At 71.9% G+C, this 16,917-nt stretch carries 17 protein-coding genes; 6 read left to right on the top strand and 11 right to left on the bottom strand.

The window, feature by feature from the left end; genetic code table 11:
* Positions 1-26 precede the first annotated feature (26 nt).
* The 4 genes from ACH4S7_RS09320 to ACH4S7_RS09305 form a co-directional block, all read right to left on the bottom strand.
* Positions 27-1,502, bottom strand: coding sequence for a GntP family permease (locus ACH4S7_RS09320; protein WP_398520481.1), 1,476 nt, complete (start codon positions 1,500-1,502; stop codon positions 27-29).
* Between the two features lie 149 nt (positions 1,503-1,651).
* The gene (locus ACH4S7_RS09315) at positions 1,652-2,062 is read right to left on the bottom strand and encodes a RidA family protein (protein ID WP_398520480.1); all 411 of its coding nucleotides are present in this window, start codon (positions 2,060-2,062) and stop codon (positions 1,652-1,654) included.
* Between the two features lie 19 nt (positions 2,063-2,081).
* On the bottom strand, positions 2,082-2,834 hold the full coding sequence (locus ACH4S7_RS09310; protein WP_398520479.1) for an IclR family transcriptional regulator: 753 nt from the start codon (positions 2,832-2,834) through the stop codon (positions 2,082-2,084).
* Positions 2,831-4,018: a sugar kinase gene (locus tag ACH4S7_RS09305; RefSeq protein WP_398520478.1), complete on the bottom strand. Its 1,188-nt coding sequence runs from the start codon at positions 4,016-4,018 to the stop codon at positions 2,831-2,833. The genes ACH4S7_RS09310 and ACH4S7_RS09305 overlap by 4 nt, the downstream gene beginning before the upstream one ends.
* Positions 4,019-4,155: 137 nt before the next feature.
* Here ACH4S7_RS09305 and ACH4S7_RS09300 point away from each other — a divergent pair, with 137 nt between their 5' ends.
* Both ACH4S7_RS09300 and ACH4S7_RS09295 read left to right on the top strand, forming a co-directional pair.
* Positions 4,156-5,430: an alanine racemase gene (locus tag ACH4S7_RS09300; RefSeq protein ID WP_398520477.1), complete on the top strand. Its 1,275-nt coding sequence runs from the start codon at positions 4,156-4,158 to the stop codon at positions 5,428-5,430.
* A gap of 42 nt (positions 5,431-5,472) precedes the next feature.
* Positions 5,473-7,086 carry an amidohydrolase family protein gene (locus tag ACH4S7_RS09295; protein WP_398520476.1) on the top strand — a complete coding sequence of 538 codons (1,614 nt, stop codon included), beginning with the start codon at positions 5,473-5,475 and terminating at the stop codon, positions 7,084-7,086.
* 20 nt (positions 7,087-7,106) lie between these two features.
* Here the strand turns inward: ACH4S7_RS09295 and ACH4S7_RS09290 are convergent, their stop codons facing one another.
* The gene (locus ACH4S7_RS09290) at positions 7,107-7,388 is read right to left on the bottom strand and encodes a hypothetical protein (protein ID WP_398520475.1); all 282 of its coding nucleotides are present in this window, start codon (positions 7,386-7,388) and stop codon (positions 7,107-7,109) included.
* A gap of 108 nt (positions 7,389-7,496) precedes the next feature.
* Here ACH4S7_RS09290 and ACH4S7_RS09285 point away from each other — a divergent pair, with 108 nt between their 5' ends.
* A complete protein-coding gene (locus ACH4S7_RS09285) occupies positions 7,497-7,760 on the top strand; it encodes a chaplin (protein WP_398520474.1) in 264 nt (87 codons plus the stop codon).
* Between the two features lie 166 nt (positions 7,761-7,926).
* Here the strand turns inward: ACH4S7_RS09285 and ACH4S7_RS09280 are convergent, their stop codons facing one another.
* Both ACH4S7_RS09280 and ACH4S7_RS09275 read right to left on the bottom strand, forming a co-directional pair.
* Complete coding sequence (locus tag ACH4S7_RS09280) at positions 7,927-8,787, bottom strand: tyrosinase family protein (protein ID WP_398520473.1); 861 nt, start codon at positions 8,785-8,787, stop codon at positions 7,927-7,929.
* Positions 8,788-8,974: 187 nt separating this feature from the next.
* Positions 8,975-9,418: a tyrosinase family oxidase copper chaperone gene (locus ACH4S7_RS09275; protein WP_398520472.1), complete on the bottom strand. Its 444-nt coding sequence runs from the start codon at positions 9,416-9,418 to the stop codon at positions 8,975-8,977.
* A gap of 386 nt (positions 9,419-9,804) precedes the next feature.
* Between ACH4S7_RS09275 and ACH4S7_RS09270 the strand changes: the two genes are divergently transcribed.
* Complete coding sequence (locus tag ACH4S7_RS09270) at positions 9,805-11,037, top strand: cytochrome P450 (RefSeq protein ID WP_398520471.1); 1,233 nt, start codon at positions 9,805-9,807, stop codon at positions 11,035-11,037.
* Positions 11,038-11,049: 12 nt separating this feature from the next.
* Here ACH4S7_RS09270 and ACH4S7_RS09265 read toward each other — a convergent pair whose 3' ends face one another.
* Positions 11,050-11,553, bottom strand: coding sequence for a DUF5949 family protein (locus tag ACH4S7_RS09265; protein WP_398520470.1), 504 nt, complete (start codon positions 11,551-11,553; stop codon positions 11,050-11,052).
* A 45-nt stretch (positions 11,554-11,598) separates the two neighbouring features.
* Positions 11,599-12,144 carry a DUF4352 domain-containing protein gene (locus ACH4S7_RS09260; RefSeq protein WP_398520469.1) on the bottom strand — a complete coding sequence of 182 codons (546 nt, stop codon included), beginning with the start codon at positions 12,142-12,144 and terminating at the stop codon, positions 11,599-11,601.
* 301 nt (positions 12,145-12,445) lie between these two features.
* On the opposite strand from ACH4S7_RS09260, the gene ACH4S7_RS09255 reads away from it, so the two are divergent.
* Entirely contained in the window at positions 12,446-12,736 is a 291-nt protein-coding gene (locus tag ACH4S7_RS09255) for a hypothetical protein (RefSeq protein WP_398520468.1), read from the top strand.
* Between the two features lie 68 nt (positions 12,737-12,804).
* On the opposite strand, the gene ACH4S7_RS09250 is transcribed toward ACH4S7_RS09255, so the two are convergent.
* Complete coding sequence (locus tag ACH4S7_RS09250; protein ID WP_398520467.1) at positions 12,805-14,082, bottom strand: FAD-dependent oxidoreductase; 1,278 nt, start codon at positions 14,080-14,082, stop codon at positions 12,805-12,807.
* 69 nt (positions 14,083-14,151) lie between these two features.
* Positions 14,152-15,477, bottom strand: coding sequence for an ATP-grasp domain-containing protein (locus tag ACH4S7_RS09245; RefSeq protein WP_398520723.1), 1,326 nt, complete (start codon positions 15,475-15,477; stop codon positions 14,152-14,154).
* A 176-nt stretch (positions 15,478-15,653) separates the two neighbouring features.
* On the opposite strand from ACH4S7_RS09245, the gene ACH4S7_RS09240 reads away from it, so the two are divergent.
* Complete coding sequence (locus ACH4S7_RS09240; RefSeq protein WP_398520466.1) at positions 15,654-16,898, top strand: glycoside hydrolase family 26 protein; 1,245 nt, start codon at positions 15,654-15,656, stop codon at positions 16,896-16,898.
* Positions 16,899-16,917 lie beyond the last annotated feature (19 nt).

The following is a 16,917-nucleotide window of genomic DNA, read 5'->3' as shown; positions in this document are numbered from 1 at the left end:
CAGACGGCGCAGACGGGTCAGACGGGTCAGACGACCAGGCTCAGCGCCGCCGCGACCACGAAGCCCGCGACCGACAGCACCGACTCCAGCACCGTCCAGGTCTTCAGCGTGTCCCGCTCGGAGATGCCGAAGTACTTGGCGACGATCCAGAACCCGCCGTCGTTGACGTGCGACGCGAAGATCGAGCCCGCCGAGATCGCCATGATCACCAGCGCCAGGAACGGCTGCGAATGCCCGCCGTTCTCCACCAGCGGCAGCACGATGCCCGCCGTGGTGACGATGGCGACCGTCGCCGAACCCTGCGCCACCCGCAGCACCAGCGAGATCAGATAGGCCAGCACGATGATCGGCAGGCCCACGTCCTCGAAGGTGTCGGAGAGCGCCTGCGCGACCCCGCTCGCCTTGAGGACCGCGCCGAAGACCCCACCCGCGCCGACGACGAGCAGGATGTTGCCCACCGGCTTCAGCGACGAGGTCGACACCTGCTCCAGCGATGCGCGCGACCAGCCGCGCCGGATGCCCAGCAGGTAGTACGCGAGGACCAGCGCGATGGTCAGCGCGACGAACGGGTTGCCGAAGAACTCGACCACCGAGCGGAGCGTGGACGGGTCGAGCGCGATGGAGGAGAAGGTCGCCGCGAGGATCAGCGCCAGCGGCGTACCGATGATGAACAGCACCGTGGAGAGCGCGACCGGCGCCTCCTGGACCGGTTCCCCGTCCTTGCCCCGCCGTTCGGCGGCGACGGCCGCCTTGGCCTCGTCGGCGGCGTCCAGCATGTCCTGCGGGACCGCGACGAAGACCCGCTTGCCGATCCAGTCGGAGAACACCCAGGCGGCGATGACCGCGGGCAGTCCGACGACGGCGCCCATCAGGATGACCCAGCCCAGCGAGACCTCGAACAGTCCGGCCGCGGCCACCGGTCCCGGGTGCGGTGGCAGGAAGGCATGGGTCATGGAGAGACCCGCCAGCAGCGGCATCGCGTAGAGGATGATGGATTTGCCGGAGCGCTTGGCCGCCGCGTACACGATCGGCGCCAGGACGAAGATGCCGACGTCGAAGAAGACCGGGATACCGAAGATCAGACCGGTCAGGCCCATGGCGAGCGGGGCGCGTTTCTCGCCGAAGAGGTTCAGCAGCCTGGTGCTCAGCACCTCGGCGCCGCCGGAGACCTCCAGGATCGCGCCCAGCATGGTGCCGAGGCCGATGATGATGGCGACATGGCCGAGGATGCCGCCCATGCCGTTCTCGATGACGGATTCGGCGGCGGACTTCTGGACGGTGCCGAAGAGTTCGGTGACGGAGAGGCCGGCCGCGAGGCCGACGGCTATGGAGACGGCGAGCAGCGCGACGAACGGCTGGAGCCGCACCTTGATGATCAGGACGAGCAGGAGGGCGATACCGAGGGCGGCGACGGTCAGCAGACCCGCCGTGCCGTCGATCAGATGAAGCAGTCCTCCGGTGTGGGGCGGTGCTTCCGATGCGGCGTCGGCAGCGAGGAACATGGTTCAACCCTTGCTTCGTTGGAGGGTTTTGGGTACGGCGAACCGCGGCACGGCGCTCCGTGGGAGCGCCGTGCCGTGCGGCGGGGTGGTGCTGGGTGGTGCGGGACGGCGGTCCGGTCAGCCGGACGGACGGTGTGCCGGGGCGGGAATCAGCCCAGGACCGCCAGCGCGTCGATCTCGATGAGCAGGCCGGCCGGCAGGCCGACGTACACGGTCGTACGGGCCGAGGCGGGCGCGGTGAGGCCCTGCTCCTCGAAGTACGCGTTGTAGATCTCGTTCATCTCGGCGAAGTGGCTCACATCGGTGAGGTAGACGCGCGTCATCATGACGTCGTCCCAGCTCGCGCCGCCCTCTTCGAGGATCGCCTTGACATTGGCGAACGTCTGGAGGGTCTGCTCGCGCAGGGTCGGACCCGCCGGGGTGGGGGCCTGGCCCTCGACGGCGGGGAGGAAGCCGACCTGCCCGGCGACCTGGAGGATGTTGCCCTTGCGGACGCCGTGCGAGAACTTGGCGGGCGGGGCGGTGTGGGTGGCGGGGGTGATCGCGATCTTCTCGGTCATGGGACTTCCTTCGGGACGTTCAGTGCGGGGTGACGGAGCCGGAGTACTCCCGGCTGATGGTGTCCGCGGTGCGGCGCACCAGCGGAAGCAGGGTGAGGAGTTCCTCCGCGGTGACCACGACGTTCGGTGCGGACACCGACATCGCGGCGACGGCGCGGCCGGCCGCGCCGCGGATGGGTGCGGCGATGCAGTTGATGGACTCCTCGTGGCCACCGAGGTCGGTGGCCCATCCCTGTTCGCGCACGGCGCCGAGTTCCTTCAGGAACGCGGCGGCGTTCGGTGTCGAACGGGATGTGTACATGGGGTAGTCGAGCTTCTCGGCGATGGCCCGGCGCTCGTGCTCCGGGAGGTCGGCGAGGAGCAGTTTGGCGACGGCGGCGACGGTGATCGCGACGGGCTTGCCGATCCGGGAGTACATCCGGACCGGGTAGCGGCTCTCGACCTTGTCGATATAGAGGACTTCGCTCTCCTCGTACACCGCGAGGTGGACGGTGTGCCCGATCTGCTCGTTGAGGGTGATCAGGTGCTGGTGCGCGATCTCCCGTACGTCGAGGTTCTCGACGGCCTCCTGCGCGAGGGCGAAGAGCCGGGCGCCGAGTCGGTACCGCTGGTCCTGCTGGCGGTAGACGAGTCCGTGGTCGTGGAGCGTACGCAGCAGCCGCAGCGCGGTGGATTTGTGCACGCCGAGGCGTTCGGCGACCTGTCCGAGGTCGGCGGGTCCCTGCGCGAGCAACGGCAGGATGCTCAGCGCGCGATCGACGGTCTGACTCATGGCGTACGTCCCTCCTCATCCCCCGCCGAGGTCCAGCCGGGGCCGAGACGAAGTGTGCCCCAGGCCGTGTCGTCGAGGGCGACGAGGCGGTCCGCGTGGGCGGTGGCGGGTGGGGTGCCGAGGTCCTCGGGCACGGTGAGGGTGGCGGCGGCCATCAGATGGCCGTGGCGCAGCAGGTCCCTGGCGGGGAGGGCGCGGAGCAGCCCGGAGAGGAAGCCGGCGGCGAAGGCGTCGCCGGCGCCGACGGGGGCGGAGACCTCGACACGGGGGGCGGGGGCGAAGGTGACGGTGTCCGCGGCGAAGGCGTTACCGGCCGCGTGCGCCTGACCGGTCTGACCGGTCTGATCCGTCTGACCTGGCTGACCCGCCTGCCCGTGTTCTCCGTCGGAAGCCGTGCTCCGGCCTCCGGCCGCCCCCGCAGCGATACCCCGGCCTCCGGCCGCGCGCCGGTCGAAGAGCACCGCGCCCTTGGCGCCCTGCTTCACCACCAGCAGTTCCGGTTCCGGCAGTGCCGCCCGGACCGCCGCCGCGCCGTGCAGCCCCCACGCCTCCTCCGCCTCGTCCTCACCGACGAAGACGAGATCGGCGCCCCGGGCCAGTTCCAGCAGCACCGGCGCGCCCGGGGTGTCACGCCAGAGCCCGGGGCGGTGGTTGACGTCGAAGGAGACCAGCGGGCGGTCCGCGCGGGGGGCGGTGAGCTGGCGCATCAGGGCGAGGCAGTCGTCGGAGAGCGCGGCGGTGATCCCGGAGAGGTGGAGCACCCGCGCGCCGGTGACATCGGCGTACGGGACGGTCCTCGGCGACATCGCCGATGCGGCCGAGCCGCGCCGGTAGTAGATGACCTCGTGGGCGTCGGTGGAACGGTCGGTCGCGGTGCGGAAGTAAACGCCGGTGGGCCGGTCCGGGTCGCGGCCGACGGCGGAGGTGTCGACGCCGTAGCCGGCGATGGCCCGGGTCAGATGGTCGCCGAAGCCGTCGGCGCCGACCCGGCTGACCCAGCGCACCCGGTGTCCGGCCGCTGCCAGCGCACAGGCCACATTGGACTCGGCACCGCCGATGGCGCGGGCGAAGGAGGGGACGTCGGCGAGGCGGCCGGGCCGGGAGGGGAGGAAGGTGACCATGGACTCGCCGAGGCAGATGACCTCGGTGAGATCCACGGCTGCCGTACCGGTCAGGCTGCTCACCCTGGGGCTCCTCGCGGGTCTGGGGGGTCTGGGTCCGCTGCGGATCCCATTGACCCGGCGCTGCGCCGGATGTTAGACAGCATCGAGCGATATGCGCAATGACTGTTGCATTCTGTGCAACGACAGAGGGAGGCCCCATGCCCGTCGACCAGCCCGACCGACTCCGACAGGAGCGCGTCGACCACCGGTTCAAGGCGCTGCCGCCCGACGCCGACGGGCTGACCGTCGCCGAGCTGGCGGCCGAGCGCCGCGATCTCTTCACGGGTGGCTTCACCACCCCCGTACTCGCGCTCTCCGCCGAGTCCGTCGAGCACAACCTCGCGCTGCTCCAGACCTACTCCGAGCGCCACGGCCTGGTCTTCGCCCCGCACGGCAAGACCTCCATGTCGCCGCAGCTCTTCGCCCGCCAGCTCGAACACGGCGCCTGGGGCATCACCGCTGCCGTACCCCATCAGGCACGGGTCTACCGCGCCCACGGCATCCGGCGGATCTTCCTCGCCAACGAGGTCGTGGACGCCGCCGCGCTGCGCTGGCTCGCCGGAGAACTGGCCGACCCCGAGTTCACGTTCATCTGCTACGTCGACTCCGTGCGCGGCGTCGAGCTGATGAGTGAGGCGCTCACCGGCGCGGGCGCCACCCGCCCGCTCGATGTCGTGGTGGAGCTGGGCGCCGGGGCCGGTGCCCGCACCGGTGCCCGTACGGAGGCCGAGTGCGCCGCCGTCGCGGACGCCGTGGCCGCCACCCCCGCCCTGCGGCTCGTCGGTGTCGCGGGTTACGAGGGCGAGGTCCCCGACGCCGACGGCGCGAAGGTCCGCGGCTGGCTGCGCCGGCTGGTCGCGCTCGCCGCCGACTTCGACCGGGCCGGACGGTTCACCGCCACCGACGAGATCGTGATCAGCGCGGGCGGCAGCGCCTGGTTCGACGCGGTCGCCGATGTCTTCGCGGAGATCCCCGACCTCTCCCGGCCCGTCCTCAAACTGCTGCGCTCGGGCGCGTACGTCTCCCACGACGACGGCCACTACCGCCATCTCACCCCGTTCAACCGGGTCCCCGACGAGGGCGCGCTCCAGCCCGCCTTCCGCCTCTGGGCCCAGGTCGTCTCCCGCCCCTCCCCGGAGCAGGCGTTCCTCAACGCGGGCAAGCGGGACGCCGCGTACGACCTCGACCTCCCGGAGGCCCAGGTCGTCCGCGACGGCCGCACCGGCGAGATCCGGCCGGCCGACGGAATCACCGTCAGCGGCCTCTCCGACCAGCACGGCTGGGTGCGGACGGCACCGGAGGCCGATCTGGAGGTCGGCGACTGGGTCGGCATGGGCCTCTCGCACCCCTGCACCGCCTTCGACAAATGGCAGCTCATCCCGCTGGTGACCGCGGACGGCACGGTCGTCGACTACATCCGTACGTTCTTCTAAACCAGAGACGATCAGACCAGAGACGACAGGGGAAGCGGACATATGGACCTCGTCATCCGGGACGCCCGGCTCATCGACGGCAGCGGCGACCCGTCCCACCGTGCCGACGTCGGCATCCGGTCCGGCCGGATCGCCGCCGTCCGCCGCGAGGGCGAACCCGCCCTCTCCGGCACCCGCGTGCTCGACGCGGCCGGGCTCGCCCTCGCGCCCGGCTTCATCGATATGCACGCCCACAGCGATCTCGCGCTGCTCCGGGACCCCGCCCACGAGGCGAAGGCCGCGCAGGGCGTCACCCTGGAGGTCCTCGGCCAGGACGGACTGTCGTACGCCCCGGTCGACGACCGCACCCTGGACGGGGTGCGCCGGGCGATCACCGGCTGGAACGGCGGCGGCCCCGACGACACCTCGGTCGACTTCGACTGGCGCACGGTCGGCGAGTATCTGGACCGGCTCGACCGGGGCATCGCCGTCAACGCCGCCTATCTGATCCCGCAGGGGACCGTACGGATGTACGCGGTCGGCTGGGACGACCGGCCCGCGACCGACGCCGAGCTGACCCGGATGAAGCAGCTCGTCGCCGAGGGCCTGGAACAGGGCGCGGTCGGCATGTCGTCCGGTCTGACCTACACCCCCGGGATGTACGCGAAGGACGCCGAGCTGACCGAACTGTGCCGGGTGGTGGCCGCCTACGACGGCTACTACTGCCCGCACCACCGGTCGTACGGCGCCGGGGCCCTCCAGGCGTACGACGAGATGGTGCGGCTCACCCAGGAGGCGGGCTGCGCGCTCCACCTCGCCCACGCCACCATGAACTTCGGGGTGAACAAGGGCCGGGCGGCCGATCTGCTCGCCCTGCTCGACACGGCGCTGGCCGACGGCGCCGACATCTCCCTCGACACCTACCCGTACACCCCCGGCTCCACCACGCTCGCCGCCGTACTGCCGAGCTGGGCGGGCGAGGGCGGCCCTGAGGCGCTGCTCGGACGGCTGCGGGACGACGCGACCGCCGAACGCATCCGGCACCATCTGGAGGAGATCGGCTCGGACGGCTGCCACGGCGTGCCCATGGAGTGGGAGACGATAGAGATCTCCGGCGTCGTCGATCCGGCGCTCGGCGGGTACGTCGGCCGGACCATCGAGGAGTCGGCGCGGGAGCGGGGCGAGGCCCCCTGGGTCACCGCCCGGGGACTGCTGATCGAGGACCGGCTCGGTTCGACCATCCTCCAGCACGTCGGCCACGAGGACAACGTCCGGGCGATCATGCGCCACCGCGTCCACACCGGGGGCAGCGACGGCATCCTCCAGGGTGCGAAGCCGCACCCCCGCGCGTACGGCACCTTCCCGCACTACCTCGGGCGGTACGCGCGGGAACTCGGCATCCTGTCGCTGGAGGAGACGGTCGCCCATCTCACCTCGCGCCCGGCCGCCCGGCTGCGGCTGCCGGACCGGGGGCTGGTCCGCGAGGGCTACCGGGCGGATCTGGTGCTCTTCGATCCGGACACGGTCGCGGCGGGCTCCACCTTCGAGGCGCCGCGCACGCTCCCGGTCGGCATCCCCCATGTGCTCATCGACGGGAAGTTCGTGATCGAGGACGGGGTGCGGACGGATGTCCTGGCGGGGCGTTCCGTCCGCCGCACCCCGGGTCCGGGGGCCTGACCGGCTCCCGGGACCCCGGCTCAGCCGAGCGGGAGGAGTTTCTTGGTGAGGTCGGTGACCGGTGCGAGCGCCCCGCCCGGCGGGGGCTTGAGGAGATTCCGGTCGACCTCGCCGGACCCGGTCCTCGTGCTCTGCTGACCCGCGGCGGCCTGCGCGGCGCCCGCGGCGGAGACGGTCATGGCACAGGCGACGGCCGCGACGGCGGCGGCGTTCAGGAAACGATTCATGCGCTGTGCAACGCCCGTGCGGGCCGGTGGGTCACGGTCCGTGCGGGCCAGTCGGTACATCAGGCGATACGTCATGTGCGGTCACTTTGGTCCCGATCCGTTACCGCCCAAGGTTTACGGCGTTGAAGGAGCGTGAAGGCCGCAAGTTCCTGCGGCCGTGTCCTGATTCTGCAAGGAGAACTGATGTCGCGTATCGCGAAGGCCGTTGCCGTTGTCGCCGGCTCGGGTGCCATCCTGGCCGGCGGCGCTGGCATGGCCATTGCCGACGCCGGAGCGCACGGCGCTGCGGTCGGCTCCCCCGGTGTCATCTCGGGCAACGCCATCCAGGTGCCCGTCAACGTCCCCGTCAACGTCTGTGGCAACACCGTGAACATCATCGCGCTGCTGAACCCGGCGTTCGGCAACACCTGCGCGAACGTCTCGGAGGGCGGGGCCTACGGGCACTGATCCTCACCCCGAGCACCGTGGCCTCCCCCTTCGGGACGAAGGGGGAGGCCACGGTCTTTTCCGGTCCGGGGCCCTTCCCTGACCGGGGCCCTCTCCTGACCGGGCCCTTTCCTGACCGGGGCCTCTTTCGGACCGGGGCCGCTCCGGACCGACCGGGCTCGGCCCGTCAGGCGTAGCGGTAGAGGCGTGAGTGGTCCAGCAGCTCGGCCGGTGTCACGCCCCACGGCGGCATCGGCTGGTCCAGCGCGAAGATCCGGCCGTGCTGCGGATCGGACTCGGGCACGGCCCGGCTCGGCAGGTACCCGGCGCCGGGATGCGCCCGCTGCCAGCGGATCCAGAGCAGATCCATGAACGCGTGATGGAGCCAGAACACCGGATCGTTCGGCGAGGCCGCGCCCACCATCAGCCCACCGACCCAGCGGTGCACCCGATTGTGGTTCCGCCAGCGGTCCGGACCCCCGGCGCCCCACCCCTCGATGTGGTTGCGGAAGCCGGTCCGGGAGCCGGAGTCCCAGGGGGCGGCGTCATAGAGCGGCTCCCCCAGTGCCCGGTCCACCTCTTCCTTCGTGGGCAGCCCGACCGGATCGGAGGGGCGGCCGAGGTTCCGGGTCAGATACTTGCCGTCGGTGATCCGTGAGTTGATGCGCCAGTTCCCGTTGGCGTACGCGAACGGGCCGGTCATCACCTGCCGGTCGCCGATCCGGCCGTTGCCGCCGAGGAAGTCATCGGCCCAGAGCGAGGCGGCGGGCGTGTTGTCCGTCGTCCAGTCCCAGTACGGGACCGAGACGCCCGGATCGATCCGCTGGAGCGCCCGTTCGAACTCCAGCAGATACCGCCGGTGCCAGGGGAAGAACGAGGGCGTCATATGGGCCGCCCGGGGGCCGCCGCCACCGTCCGGGACGTAGTGGCGCAGATGGGTGGCGACGAATTCGTCATAGCGCCCCGAGCGTTTCAGCTCCAGGATCGCCTCGACCAGCCGGCGCTTCTCCGTGCGGGTGAGATCGCGCTGGTTCTTACGGGTGTACACCGGTGCCGTCCTCCGGGTTCCGTCGCTGTGTGTCGAGTGGCTCGTGCGTCGAATGGCTCATGCGTCGAGTGGGGTGCCCCCGGCCCTGCCCGGCCGCCACCAGGGCTGTACGGGGCGGTACGGAGCCGTACGGGGCTTGGCAGCGCGGCCCGGGGGCCCCGTGACGCCCGCGTGGCCGGGAGCGCGCTCAGTGGCCGGGCGGCGGCGAGAGCGCCAGTTGGGTGGCGCCCAGTTCGTCCACCGCCGCGCGGGCCACCTCGCGCAGGGTCGGGAACGACTCGTAGTGGTTGACGAGACTGAGATAGCTGCCGTCCGACCGCCGCATCACATGCAGCGGCCGGTCGTCGATGCGGACCTCCACACTGGGCAGCGGCGGAGGTCCGCCGTCCCCACCCGCCGGGACCATGACCGTCGCCGTGCCCTGGATGTGGCGGCCCCGGTACATCTCCGCGAACCGCTCCAGCCGGGGTCCCGGACCGGGCCCCGGTGCCCCCCGCCGCACCGGGGCCCGGTGGGCGATGATCGGCGCGAGCGCCCCCGCCGTGCCCGCGGCCACACCGACGGTGAAGAGCGCGCGCAGCACCAGGCGTCGGGTGAGCGGGCGGGAGAGGTGACGCGTGAGGAATCGCAAGGGTCCGCTCCTTCGGCGTGGCCATGTCTCGGCCCTGTCAACGAGACGGCGGAAAAAGGGTTCCTCGCCCGTACGGCCGTAGAGCGCATGGCCGTAGCGCGAACGGCGGACCGGCCAGGGGGATCCGGTAGCCGCGATCCGGTGGCCGCGGCCCGGGCGGGGGGCACCCACCGGAGGGCCCGAAGATCGCATGAATCGCACGAACGGGGTGAATCGTGATGTCTTCTCGGTTTTCGGGCCGCGTTCGGCCCGTTCCCGAGGCACGGTGGGCGCCGTGGGACCGCCCGTGTCCCAGGCCCCGTATGGCCGCCCGTGTCCTAGGCCCCGTTCAACCCGCCCGTGTCCCAGGCCCCGTGTGGCCGCCCGTACCCCGGAAAGTGGTGACCGTGAGCACTCCGTTGCGCGTCGAGGACGTCGATCCGGCCGATCCGTCGTTCTGGCGGCTGCCGCGCGCCCGGCGACTCGAAGCCTTCGCCCTGCTGCGCACCCTCGACGCCCCCGCGCGCTTCGGCCCGGGCCCCGGCTTCCACGCGCTGGTGCGCCATGCCGACGTGCAGCGGGCCAGCCGCGAACCCCGGCACTTCGCCAGCGCGCCCGGGGTGACCGTCCCCGCACCCGCGGCTTGGGCGAAGGCCGTCTTCGGCGACTCGATGGTCAATATGGACGGCGCCGAGCACACCGCCCTGCGCGGGATCGTCCAGCGCGCCTTCACCCCCCGGCTGCTGGCGGCGGCCGAGGACAACGTCCGCGAAGTGGCCCGGAGGATCGTGGCCGAGCTGGTCCGCGACCGGCCGGGGGAGTTCGTGGCCTCGGTCGCCTCCCGGATGCCCTTCGAGATCATCTGCGATCTGATGGGCATCCCGCGCCGGTACCGGGACGACATCGCGCGGAGCGTCGACGAGGCGTCCGAGAACGTCGGGGTGCGGCGCTCCCGGCTGCGGGTGCCGGGGCGCGGGGTGCGCGCCCTGGCCCGGCTCCATCTGGTGATGGCGAAGCTCGCCCGGGAGCGCCGCCGCCGCCCGGCCGACGATCTGATCTCGGCGCTGGTCCGTGCCGATATCGACGGCCGGGCGCTCTCCGCCCGCCAACTGGGCTCCTTCTTCTCACTCCTGCTCGTGGCCGGGGTGGAGACCACCCGCAACGCCATCGCCCACGGTCTGGCGCTGCTGACCGCACACCCCGATCAGCAGGCCCTGCTGGCCGCCGACTTCGAGCGGTACGCGGACGGTGCGGTGGACGAGATCGTGCGCCATTCGACGCCGATCATTCAATTCCGCCGTACGGTCGTGACCGAATGCGAGCTGGGCGGGCGGCTCTTCCGTCCGGGCGAGAAAGTGGTGCTCTTCTACGCCTCGGCCAACCGCGACGAGGCGGTCTTCGAGAATCCCGATCTCTTCGACATCACCCGGGACCCCAATCCGCATCTGGGATACGGCGGCGGCGGACCGCACTACTGTCTGGGTGCGCATCTGGCACGCCAGGAGATGAAGGCGCTCTTCCGTGAATTGCTCACCGGCCCGCACCCCGTACGGGCGGTGGGGGCGGCGGATCTGGTGGACTCCAGTTTCGACAACCGGGTCCGGGCGCTGCCGTTCGCCTTCGAGGGCGCGGGCGGCTGACCACCAACGGCACTACTGGCGGAGCCGGCTCACCGGCAGCAGGGCGTGACCACAGGCCATGAGGTTCTCCTGATCGCCCAGGAACGCCTGGAGGATCTCCTCGGAGACCGGCTCCCCGGGGGTCGCATCGGGCCAGGGGCGGCCGGCGACGATGAGATGGGCGTGGCCACGCTGTTCGGCGGCGGTCAGCCATTCGTCGGGGGCGGGGCACTGGGCGCTCAGATAGGGCAGGGAGAGCACCGCCTGGCCGCCTTCGACCAGGAGTTTGATCGGGGAGGCGGAGGACGCCGCGGTCGCGTCGGTCATATCGGCGCCGACCTTCAGCCCGATGTCCTCGATCATGGCCACCATGGCCGTCTCGCCCGCCTCGGGGCCGGCCTCTCCATCACCGAGCGAGTAGACGAGCAGATAGGGCATATCGTGCCCGGCTTCGGGGTCACCGGTCCAGGCGAGTACGGAAAGGGTGCCCAAATGCGTGCGCTGGACGGGATTTCTGGTCGGATTCGCAGTGCTCATGGCTCGGCACCCTAGTGCCCTGCCCACCCCCGCCACCGCCTTCGTTCACCTGGATGGCGGATGCTGGAGTTGCCATGTGAGCGCCTTCTTTCCCACGGTGGCGTGAAGGCGTACGATCCGGGTCGCCTCGGGCACTTCGAATACCAGCCAGCCGTCCAATTGTTCGCCCGACGCGATCGTGTTCCATTTCAAGGGGAATCCGGTGGTGATGGCGCCGGTCCGGACCACGGGATAACGCTTGCCCCCGCCGTCCACGGCCCAGGCGGTCGCCCGGGAGGCGTCGAAGGCCCTTCCGCCGAGATTGACCAGGGAGAGCTGGACGCCGAGCCAACGGTTCCCGGTGTCCGGCTGGTACGCGGCGCGGGTACTGACCGCGGGGTCCACCCAGCCCCCCACGGAGACCCGGAGCCGTTCACCGAACGCGCGTCCCCGCAGGTCGACGGTGTCACCAACCCAGGCAGGCGCCGCTCGCCGCCCCTTCTCATCGTCGCCGCCGCGCCCGCCGCCCGGGGGGTCGGCGGTGGCCTGGCAGGCGGTGCCGCCGCCCATCGCGAGCGCCACCAGAAGCAGCGCGGAAGCCACGTGTCGCATCGAACCCCTTATGACGCAGGCTGTTTTCCGTATCATCACGGCCTTTGGCCGGAGAACACCCGTACCGGCCCACGTGTCGCGGGGGCATGTCGCCCGGAGGGACCCATCGGTCGCTGAAGGGCGCACAACGCGGGCGCGCGTCCCGGGGGCGCACTCCGGGGGCGCACTCCAAGTCGCGCTCCGGGCGGGAAACCCGACCAGCGGCACAGGCGTGGGCCCGGACACTGCGGAACCGTTTCGGTGCCCCGTCACCGCCCGCCGCCGGCAGTGACCTCGCCCCCGGGCGGACGTTGGCCGAACCATGGCAAGGACATCCGCGGCTGCTCGATGGCAGCGCGTCCAGGCACTCCCCGACCCGAACCAGCATCCGAATCCGGCCCCCCACCCCCAGCACCGCCCGGCCATCCCCCTCCCCGGCGACTGTCCGATCTATGACCAGCTCACCCAGGAGTGGCTGGGCACGGGCCGCACCCTGCCGGGCGTACCGGACCTGGAGTGGACCCGGCTGACCCAGTTCCCGCTGCCCCAGCGGAGCGCGGCCGATCTGCTCACCGGTCCCGCGCCACCGAGCCGGGGCTGGCTGCACTCCTGACCGGGAGCACCGTGGTGCGGGGCCGGCCCGACCGGCCGCGGCCCCGCACCACCCCTGCCCGTGGCGGCTCAGCGCTCCCGTACCGCCCGTGCGGGCTCCGCGGCGGGCGCGGTGGGCCGCGGCACCCGGGCCACCGGAGCACCCCGCAGCCGTCGGCGCACCCCGGCGACGAGCCGGCGCGCGGTGAAGGTCGCGCCGTGCACGAACCGCATGGAAGGCCCGAACGACGGCGCGGTGAGCAGCCCGGCGAAGAACAGCCCCGGGCAGGACGACTCGAACCCGGCGCTCAGCTCCGGCGCGCGGCCCGTGCCCACCGTGTCGATGGCCCGCCGCAGCGCGGGGTCGAGCAGCCCCAGCCGGTCGAGATCCGTGCTGAAGCCGGTAGCGGCGACGACATGGTCGATGTCCAGGGCCGGGGTGCTGCCGTCGGGCCCGTCCAGCGTCAGCCGCACCCGTCCGGCGCGGACTTCGGCCCCCCGCAGACCGTGTCCGAGGAGGGCGGGCACCTCCCGCTCGTACCGCTCCCTGAGCCACCAGGCTCCGGCCGGCCCGAGCGCGGTGCGGGCGATGTGCTCACGGGTGCTCGCCGGCAGGGTCCGTACGGCCCAGGGCAGCTCGGACCAGACCCAGCTCGACCAGCCGGTGCCGAGACCGCTGTGCGGGGTGCGCAGGGCGCGCAGGAGGCCGCGGCGGAGGGGTTCGGGCGTGGTGTTCCAGTTCAGCCGGTCCGTACGGGCGACCAGTCGGGGCCTGGCGCCCGCCTCGGCCAGCAGGGTCGCGGTCTCCAGCGCGGCCTGTCCCGCGCCGACGACGGCGACGTCCCGGCCGTGGAACCGGCTGAGGTCGCGGTGACCGCTGCTGTGGGACACATACGGCGCCGGGAGTCCGGCCAGTTGCCCGGGGATGTGCACGAACGGCATCACCCCGACGGCGAGGACGACGGTACGGGCGCGGACGCTCTCCCCGTCCTCGGTGGTGAGCCGGAAGCCGTGCCCGGTGGGGTTCCCGTCGGGGGTGACCCGGGTGACGGTCCGTTCGTCCACGGCCGGGACCGCGCGCTCGGCGAACCATCTGCCGTAGTCGGTGAAGGCGCCGATCGGGAGCGGGCGACCGTGCTCGGTGGTGAGACCGCGCTCCGCGCCGAACCGGGCGAGGGTGTGGCGCGCCTCCGGGTCGGAGAGGTTCGACGCGCCGGGCTCGGACTTGAGGAACATGCCGTCCGGCATGTGGTCGCGCCAGGAGGCCATGGTCCGGCCGAAGACGTACGGACTCAGCCCGGCGGCCGCGGCATGGGCCGCGATGGACAGTCCGTAGGGTCCGGCGCCGATCACTGCCACGTCGTACATGTGCGTTCCTTAGGAAGGGGTCGGGGAGCGGTGGATGGGTGGACGGGGAACGGGGACGGGGGACGGGGGTCAGATCAGGGAGGCCCGGTCCGGCGTGCGCGGGGCCGGTGGACGGTCGGGGCTCGCCGCGGCCCGGAGCCGGCGCACGCCCTTCGCCAGCCCCCGGCCGAACCAGGCGCGGACCATCGCGAGGAAGGGCAGTGGGTCGTCGCCCGCGAACCAGGCGGTCTCCACCCCGCCGCGCGCCGCGCCGGACCGGCACCGGGGAACGGCCGGCTCCCGTACGGGTACGGCGGTGGCACGGGGAACGGCGGCGGAGGCTGCGGCGGAGGCAGCCGAGACGACCACCGAGAGCAGTGCGTAGTTCTCGGCCACGAAGACCCGTCCCGGCCTGCCGACCTGCGCGGGCACCCGCTGCCCGGTGAGATCCAGATAGAGGGCGCGGACGACGTCGAGCCCCCCGGGGTCGGTGAAGAGCCGGAACTGTGCGCCGGGGCGCGGATTGACGTCGAGGAGCTGGTACGCGCCGGTGGACTGTTCGCGCCGGAAGTCGAGATCGAGGATGCCCCGGTAGCCGACGTACCTGACCAGCCGTCGGGCGGCGGCCTCCACCTGGGGGTTCGGCTGCCAGCGGCCCTTGGCGGTGAGCCCGGTGCGGATCGGCCAGGACAGTTCCTTGTGTCCGCTGCCGCCCAGCAAGCAGGAACCGCCCCGGCCGGAGAAGTAGCCGTGGAAGAACCAGTCGGTGTCCGGCGCGTCCGGCAGATAGCGCTGGAGCAGCAGCCTGCTCCCGGCCGCGCCGGCGCTCTCGTAGAGCCTCCGAGCGGTCTCCGGCGACGTCACCAGGGTCGTGCTGCGCAGCCCGGTGGCGGCGTCGAGCAGCCACGGCCGGCTCCACTTGGCCACCAGCGGGAGCCCCAGGCGCCGTACCGCGTCGGCGGCGGCGTCACCGCTCTCGGGCACGACGGTCGGGGGGTGCTCGATGCCGGCCCGTGCGCAGAGTCCGGCGAGTTCGGCCTTGTCGGCGAGGAGTCGGGGCAGCTCCGGCGGCTGCTCGGGGAGGAGGTAGCGCCCGGCGAGCCGGGGCGCCTGCGCCGCCGCGTGGATGGCGCTGATGTCGTCCATGGCGATCAGCACCGCGCGGCGGCCGATCCGGTCGGAGACCCGGAGCAGCAGATCCACGAAGGCGTCCGGGCCGACGGGTCCCCGAGGAGGCGGATGGGCCCGGTGCAGATAGCGGGAGCGGGCGACGGGGCTGTCGGCCGCCTCGACCACGGCATGGACTTCGACACCCGCCCGGCCCAGTGATCTGACCGCACCAAGAGTGCCGTGGTGAAAGGGATTTCGGTCGAGGCGCAGCACAAGAGCGGGCACCCCGGCGTCGAACGATGGCATCAACGTCACAACTTTCACCTGGATGGTCCTGAATAACGCGGCTCGTGTCGCGAATGGCCTACTGACGAGCTTTCAGGGAGTTCACTGGTAAGAAAATCTGCCTACGGTCGTCCATGCCGGGAATTCGACGGAAGACTCATTCCGACAGTACGGACAGCTCGTTCGAAGGAGGAGCCATGACTCGTCGGCGCCGGCTCTCCGGCTTCCGTACCGGGGCGGCCGCCGTCGCCCTCCTCGTCTCCGTGGGAGCACTCGGGGAGGGGTCGGCGGGGGTCGCCCGGGCCAGTGGGACCAGCCCGGTCCCGCCCGAGGCGTCAACGGTCCCGATGGGGGCCTATCTCGACTACGGGCCGGCCGGCGTACGGCGCATGACACAGCTGTCGGACTGGCTCGGCGGTACGGAGCTGAGGGTCGGTCACACCTATCTGCCGGGCGACCGGTGGAGCAATATCGAGGGCCTGCCCGGCTTCCTGGACGAGTGGGCGAACTGGCGCCGCGCCGCGCCCGACCGGCTCTTCGTACTGAACGTCCCGATGCTGGAGCGGAACGAGGCCCGGGTCCCCGACTGGGAGGTGCGGCGGCTGCTGCGGAAGGGCGCGGCGGGCCGGTTCGACCAGCACTTCCGGACCCTGGCGGGCCGGCTGGTGGAACTGGGCGTGCCGGACACGGTGATCGTGCTCGGCTGGGAGATGAACGGCACGACCTACACGCACCGGTGCGGCCCCGACCCCCGGTCCTGGAAGGCGTACTGGGCGCGGGTCGTCACGGCGATGCGCGCGGTGCCCGGCCAGCGGTTCCGTTTCGACTTCGCGCCGAACCGGGGCAAGGACGCCATTCCCTGGACCGAGTGCTACCCCGGTGACGACGTGGTGGACATCATCGGAATGGACTCGTACGACCAGGCACCCGGAAAGTCCTTCGAGGAACAGGCGACCGCACCGTACGGACTTCAACACCAGGTCGAATTCGCGGCGGCGCACAACAAACCGATCTCCTACCCGGAGTGGGGCCTCTTCCGCAACGGCGACAATCCCGAATACATGCGGGGGATGCTCGACTGGATCGCCCGGCACAGGCCGCTCTATCAGACCATCACGGATTACTGTCCGCACGGTGTCTGGCAGTGTGATGACAACCCCGAATCCTCGAAGATCTTCCGTTCGATGCTGTTCGCGAAGCCGGATCCGGTGCCGAACCCGCCGCCGGTGCCGTCCGTACCTCCTGTGCCACCCGCGCCATCCGTACCGCCTGTGCCGCCTGTGCCCTCAGTCGTGCCGGTGCCGGTGCCGGTGCCGGTGCCGAAACCCACGCCCAAGCCGACCCCGAAGGCGGAGGAGACACCGGTCCGGAAGCCGGACGAGAAGGCCCCGGAGGCGGCTTCGGCGGCGACCCCGGCACCGGCACCGACCGGGGCGCCCTGACGGCGGCCCGGCCGGGCCG

The sequence above is a fragment of the Streptomyces sp. NPDC020965 genome (assembly GCF_044333555.1).
Taxonomy (GTDB): Bacteria; Actinomycetota; Actinomycetes; order Streptomycetales; family Streptomycetaceae; genus Streptomyces.
This window is presented reverse-complemented; position numbering and strand designations above follow the sequence as displayed.